Origin of the sequence: Hydrogenophaga sp. (assembly GCF_041633695.1) — a bacterium.
GTDB lineage: Bacteria > Pseudomonadota > Gammaproteobacteria > Burkholderiales > Burkholderiaceae_C > Hydrogenophaga.
Genome location: NZ_JBFJMY010000241.1, coordinates 1 through 6,437, shown reverse-complemented (window position 1 = coordinate 6,437; position 6,437 = coordinate 1). Strand labels below are relative to the sequence as shown.

At 67.2% G+C, this 6,437-nt stretch carries 6 protein-coding genes; all 6 read left to right on the top strand.

Going from position 1 to position 6,437, the window contains the following annotated elements; genetic code table 11:
• Nucleotides 1-437, top strand: a 437-nt coding sequence (locus ABYB95_RS14680) for a type II secretion system protein GspK (RefSeq protein WP_372659314.1), incomplete at its 5' end; no start/stop codon positions are given.
• A gap of 121 nt (nt 438-558) precedes the next feature.
• Nucleotides 559-1,857, top strand: a complete 1,299-nt coding sequence (gene gspL / locus ABYB95_RS14675; RefSeq protein WP_372659313.1) for a type II secretion system protein GspL — start codon at nt 559-561, stop codon at nt 1,855-1,857.
• Entirely contained in the window at nt 1,854-2,381 is a 528-nt protein-coding gene (gene gspM / locus ABYB95_RS14670) for a type II secretion system protein GspM (RefSeq protein WP_372659312.1), read from the top strand. Before gspL ends, gspM begins: the two co-directional genes overlap by 4 nt.
• 3 nt (nt 2,382-2,384) lie before the next feature.
• Entirely contained in the window at nt 2,385-3,179 is a 795-nt protein-coding gene (gene gspN, locus ABYB95_RS14665; RefSeq protein WP_372659311.1) for a type II secretion system protein N, read from the top strand.
• A gap of 33 nt (nt 3,180-3,212) precedes the next feature.
• On the top strand, nt 3,213-5,345 hold the full coding sequence (gene gspD / locus ABYB95_RS14660; protein ID WP_372659310.1) for a type II secretion system secretin GspD: 2,133 nt from the start codon (nt 3,213-3,215) through the stop codon (nt 5,343-5,345).
• Between the two features lie 8 nt (nt 5,346-5,353).
• A partial coding sequence (locus tag ABYB95_RS14655) for a GspE/PulE family protein (protein ID WP_372659308.1) occupies nt 5,354-6,437 on the top strand: 1,084 nt, incomplete at its 3' end.

Below are 6,437 nucleotides of genomic sequence, written 5' to 3'. Positions count from 1 at the left end.
TCACCGACCCGCTGCCCTCCAAGACCGCGCTGGTGCCGCAAAAGCTGTCGCAGTTGCGCTGGCTGGGCATCAGCAAGACCAGCCTGAAAACCCTGGAGCCCTACGTGACGGTCTTGCCCGAACGCACCAAGCTCAACCTGAACACGGCCGACGCGCTGGCCATCATGGTCAGCGTGCCGGGTATGGACATGTCACAGGCGCGTCAAATGGTGACCGAGCGCGAGCGCAACCCCTTCAAAAGCCTGTCCGACGCGGGCCAGGTGATTCCGGCGGTCAAAGACCTGATCAACGACCAGCAACACGAGGTGCGCAGCCGCTACTTTGAGGTGCGCGGGCGCCTGCGGCTGGACGACGCGGTGATCGAAGAACGTTCCGTGGTGGTGCGCAACAACCTCGATGTCAGCACCGTCTGGCGCGAACGGGGAGCCCTGCCCTGAGCCTCCCTGTCAGAAGGGAAACCGCCCGCGCCACCCACAGGCTATCTAGAATGGGCGGGTCGTGCCCCTACGCAGCCCACCACGACGACCACCTCCATCCACACCCGCCCCCAACGCCCACGTGCTGATCCTCACCCCTCCGGAATTTTCCACCTCGAGTCCCGCGGATGCGACCGCCAGCCTCAGTTGGGTCCGTTCTCCGAACGGACTGCAAGCGAGCGAACACGGCCAGTGTGCGGTGTCGCTGCTACCGCGCGACGACGACGTGGTGCTGGTGCTGCCGCCGCGCGCCGTGTCCTGGCACCGCCTCACCCTGCCCAAGGTCGCCAGCGCGCGCCTGCGTGCGGTGCTCGACGGCATGCTGGAAGACCGCGTCCTGGCCGACTGCGCCGAGCTGCACTTTGCGCTGCAGCCGGGCGGACGCTCCGGCCAGACGGCCTGGATCGCCGCCTGCGACAAGGCCTGGCTGCGCAACTGGTTGCAGGTGCTGGAGACCGCGGGCCGACCCGTTTCGCGCATCGTGCCCGCCATCTGGCCGCTGATGCAGACCGAGCCGCTGACCGACACCACACCACTGGAATCCTTGCACTGGGCCCACGAAGCGTCGGACCAGGCCTGGCTGGCCACCGCCAGCGTCTTCGGCGTCAGCCTCACCCCCTTGCGCGAAAACGTGAGCAGCCGCAGCGGCGAATCCACCCTGTCTTCGCTGCTGCCCACCGCGTCTGGCGCGCTGCCGAGCCGTGCCATTGCGCCGGTGGTAGCCGCTGCGGGCGGCGCCGACCGTTACCTGGCCGACCCCAGCGTGGTCGCGCTGGCCGAACACGCCTTGAATGAAAACTTCGAGCCCTTGCCCTTGGCCGACTGGTTGCTGCGCTGCGCCCAATCGGACTGGAACCTGGCCCAGTTCGACTTCAGCCTGTCTTCGGGCGCACGGCGCGGGCAACGCTGGCGGCAGCTGTTTCGCCAACTGCGCAGCGCACCCGCCTGGCGCCCCGCGCGCTGGGGGCTGACCGCGCTGGTGGCCGTCCAACTGGCTGGCCTGAACGCCGCCGCCTGGCACGAGCGCGGCGCATTGAAAGCCAAGGAGCAGGCGATCCAGCAAACCCTGCGCCAGAGTTTTCCGCAAATCACCCTGGTGCTGGATGCGCCGGTGCAAATGCAACGCGAACTGGCCCGCATGCAAAAAGCCGGTGGCGCGCTCACCGCGAGCGACCTCGAGACCATGCTCGCCGCCCTGGACCGCGCCCCGGACGCACCGGTGGCGCCCGGGTCCATCCAGTTCAGCACCGGTGAAGGCCGCTTCAAAGGCTGGCCACCCGGCGACACCGGACTCCAGACCCTGCAACAAGCCTTGCAAAACAAGGGCTGGCAAGCGCAGCTGGAAGGCGAGCAACTCAGCTTGCGACCGGGTTCGCTATGAAAACACCGCCCATGAAAACCCGTTTCACCGCACCCTTGTCGGCGGCATTTGAACGCCTGTCGCCACGCGAACAGCGCGCCACCCGGCTTGCCCTGTGGGTGGTCGGTCTGGGTCTGCTCTGGTGGTGGTTGGTGGCCCCCGCCCTGGGCACGCTGCGCCAGGCGCCCGAGCGGCATGCCAAGCTCGACAGCCAGCTCAGCCAGATGCGGCGTCTGGCCGCCACCGCCGATGCCCTGCGCGGTGAAAACACCACCCAGCCCCCCAGCCGCGACGAGGCGCTGCGCGCGCTGGAGCAGGCCACCACCGCGCTCGGGGCTACAGCCCAGCTGACGGTGCTGGGCGACCGCGCCACACTCACGCTCAAAGGCACTGCCCCCGAGGCGCTGGCCCAATGGTTGTCGCAGGCGCGCATCAACGCCCGCCTCATGCCCATGGAAGCCCAGCTCACCCGCAGCGCCGAGGCCAACGGCGGCTGGAACGGCACCCTGGTGCTGGCCGGCCCCGGTCTGGGCACGGGGAACTGAACCATGCAAGACACTGGGTCAAACCGCTGGGCCTGGCTGGGCATTGCCGCCGGGCTGCTGGTCGCGCTGCTGGTATTTGCGCCGGCCCGCTGGCTGGCGCAAGCCATCGACGCGGCGACCGAAGGCCAGCTGCAATTGGTGAATGCGCGCGGCACGGTCTGGCATGGACAGGCCGATGTGCTGTTCACCGGCGGCCAGGGCAGCCGCACCCAGACCGCCTTGCCCCAAGGCCTGCAGTGGGCGTTGTCGCCGCGCTGGGCCTCGGGCCAACCGGCGCTGGGTGTGCAATTGCTGGCGCCCTGTTGCACAACGCAGCCCTTCGATCTGTTGCTGCTGCCGGGTCTGGGCCAGATGGAACTGCGCGTGGCCGCGCTCGAAAGCGCCTGGCCGGCCGAACTGCTCAGCGGCCTGGGCACGCCCTGGAACACCTTGCGCATCGAAGGGCGGCTGGCGCTGCAAACTCCGGGTTTCAACCTGCACTGGAACCAGGGCCGGGCGCAGCTGCAAGGCACGTTGGTGCTGGACGCGCTGGACATCGCCTCGCGCGTGTCCACGCTGCGCCCCCTGGGCAGCTACCGGCTCGACCTGCAAGCCGCCCCCGATGGCCACACCGCCAACCTGGCCTTGAGCACGCTGCGCGGCGACCTGCAATTGCAGGGCTCGGGCCAATGGGTGGGTGGGCGCCTGCGCTTCCAGGGTGAGGCCGTTGCCACACCCGAGCGCGAACCCGCGCTCTCCAATCTGCTCAATATTCTGGGGCGGCGGCAAGGCCTGCGCTCCCTCTTCAACATCGGCTGATGCTGAAAACAGCGTTCGCGATAGGATCACCCCATGAAACCGACCCCCATCCCTGCCAGCTTTGAGCGCCGTCCACGGGCGCTCGGCGCGCAGAACCTGCCCTGGCTCAAAACGCTGGTATTCGCTGGCTGCCTGGGCCTGGCCGGCGCCAGCTCCTTGCACACCGCCTTCGCACAAAGCCGGGGCGGCGAACCGGTGCTGCTCAATTTTGTGGGTGCCGACATCGAAGCGGTGGCGCGCACCATGGCCACCATCACCGGTCGCAACGTGGTGGTGGACCCCCGGGTCAAAGGCACGATGAACCTCGCCACCGACCGGCCCGTGCCGCCCGCCGTGGCGCTCAACCAGTTTGGCGCGGCGCTGCGTTTGCAGGGTTTTGCGCTGGTGGACACCGGTGGCCTCTACAAAATCGTGCCCGAGGCCGACGCCAAACTGCAGGGCAACCCGGTCAACGCCGGGCCCGTGAACCAGCTCGCGTCCACCAACCAGATCGTGACCCAGATCTTCCGCCTCAACCACGAGGCCGCCAACAACCTGGTGCCGGTGCTGCGCCCGCTGATCGGGCCCAACAACACCATCAACGTCAACCCCGGCAACAACTCGCTGATCATCACCGACTACACCGACAACCTGCAGCGCATCGGCCGCATCATCGCGGCGCTGGACGTATCGGGTGCCACCGACGTGGAAATCATCCCGCTGCAATACGCGGTGGCCAGCGATCTGGTGGCCCTGGTGCAAAAGCTGATCGAACCGGTGGCCGGCGCGGGCGGTGCGGCCCAGGCCGACACCTCGTACAAGACCACCATCGTGGCCGAGCCACGCAGCAACACCTTGGTGATCCGCGCGGCCAACCCGGCGCGCCTGGCCCTGGTGCGCTCGCTGGTGGCCAAGCTGGACCAGCCGACTTCCGAGTCGGCCAGCGGCAACATCCATGTGGTCTATCTGAAAAACGCCGACGCCGTGTCGCTGGCGACCACGCTGCGCGCGGCCATGTCGGGCGACGGCGGTGGCGGGGCCTCGTCAGGCACCACAGCGGCCCGCCCCGCGACAGCAGGCAACCCGGCCACCACATCCGTGGCCGCCAGCGCCGCACCGTCCACCGGGGGCCAGATCCAGGCCGACCCGGCCACCAATTCGCTCATCATCACCGCGCCCGAGCCCCAGTACCGCCAGTTGCGCGCCGTGATCGACCAGCTCGATGCACGACGCGCCCAGGTCTACGTGGAAAGCCTGATCGCCGAAGTCAACGCCGACACAGCGGCCGAGTTCGGCATCCAGTGGCAAGGCCCCTTGGGCCGGGCCGGCAACAGCGTCATCGGCTTGCTCGGCACCAATTTCGGCACGGGCGGCAACAACATCATCAACTTGGCCACGGGCGCGGCCTCGGGCACCGTGACGCCGGGCGCCGGCCTCAACATCGGTGCAGTGGCGCAAAAGAACGGCGTGTACTTCCTGGGCTTTCTGGCCCGCTTTCTACAGCAAAACGGCGAAGGCAATATCTTGTCCACGCCCAATCTGCTGACGCTGGACAACGAAGAAGCCAAGATCGTGATCGGCCAGAACGTGCCCTTTGTCACCGGCCAGTTCACCAACACCGGCAGCAACGAAGGCTCGGTCAATCCGTTCCAGACCATCGAGCGCAAAGACGTGGGCATCACCCTGCGCGTGAAGCCGCAGATCAGCGAAAACGGCACCATCAAGCTGACCATCTTCCAGGAGGTCAGCAGCGTGCAGGCCTCCTCCATCAATTCCAGCACCGGCCTCATCACCAACAAGCGCACGATCGAATCGTCTGTGCTGGTGGACGACGGCGCCATTGTGGTGCTGGGCGGCCTGCTGCAAGACGAATACGCCGGCAACCAGGACAAGGTACCCGGCCTGGGCGATGTGCCGCTGTTTGGCAACCTGTTCAAAAGCGAGACCCGCAGCCGCAAGAAGACCAATTTGATGGTGTTCTTGCGCCCGGTGGTGGTGCGCGACGCGCGCGAAACCAGCAACCTCTCGCTGGACCGCTACGAACTCATGCGCTCGGCCCAAAAGGAATTGCAGCCCAAACCCAGCAGCGTGCTGGACGTGAACGAAGCGCCGGTGTTGCCGCCGCAGCGCGCACCCGGCGCCTTGCTGCCCGCACAACCCGATCCCGTGGCACCCAAACAGCCCTGAGCCCGGCGATGAAATACCCGCTGCCCTACGCCTTTGCGCGCGAACACCTCTGGCTGCTGGAAGACGACGGCGAAGCCCTGACCCTGATGGGCAGCAGCACGGCCGTGAGCGATCCGGGCGTGCAAACGCGCAAGCTCTCGGCCCTGTCTGAAATCCTGCGCATGCACGACGTGCGCGAACTGCAGTGGGAAGCCGGCGAGGTCTTGGCGCAACGCATCAGCGCGGCCTACGCCCAGGGCGAATCCAGCGCGGCGGCGGTGGTGAGCGAGGTGCAAAGCGATGTCGATCTCTCGCGCATGATGCAGGACCTGCCCGCGATTGAAGACTTGCTGGAGACCGCCGACGACGCGCCCATCATCCGCATGCTCAACGCGTTGCTCACGCAGGCGGCGCGCGACGGCGCCAGCGACATCCACATCGAGCCCTACGAGCGGCATTCGAGCGTGCGCTTTCGGGTCGACGGCACGCTGCGCGAAGTCGTGCAGCCCAACCGCGCCTTGCACGCGGCCTTGATCTCGCGCCTGAAAATCATGGCCGAGCTCGATATCTCGGAAAAGCGCCTGCCGCAAGATGGCCGCATTTCCTTGCGCATCGGCACCCGCGCCGTTGATGTGCGCGTCTCCACCCTGCCCAGCGCGCACGGCGAACGCGCGGTGTTGCGCCTGCTCGACAAGAGCGAAAGCAAACTCACCCTGGAAGCCGTGGGCATGCAAGGCGCCGTGCTCAAACGCTTCAAACAGCTGATTGCGCAGCCACACGGCATCATCCTGGTGACCGGCCCCACCGGCTCCGGCAAGACGACGACGCTCTACTCGGCGCTCAACACCGCCAACGAGCCGGGCCGCAAGATCATCACGACCGAGGATCCGGTCGAATACGACCTCGACGGGATCGTGCAGATCCAGATCAACGACGAGATCGAACTCACCTACGCCCGCTGCCTGCGCAGCATCCTGCGCCAGGACCCCGACATGATCCTGGTGGGGGAGATCCGCGATCTCGAGACGGCGCAGATCGCAGTCGAGGCCGCGCTCACCGGGCACGTCGTCTTCTCGACGCTGCACACGAACGATGCGCCGCAGGCCATCACGC

What these genes read in the sequence shown, in the direction of transcription:
- gspM (WP_372659312.1), top strand. Translation starts at nt 1,854, where the DNA reads ATGAAAACACCGCCCATGAAAACCCGTTTCACCGCACCCTTGTCGGCG.
- gspN (WP_372659311.1), top strand. Translation starts at nt 2,385, where the DNA reads ATGCAAGACACTGGGTCAAACCGCTGGGCCTGGCTGGGCATTGCCGCC.
- gspD (WP_372659310.1), top strand. Translation starts at nt 3,213, where the DNA reads ATGAAACCGACCCCCATCCCTGCCAGCTTTGAGCGCCGTCCACGGGCG.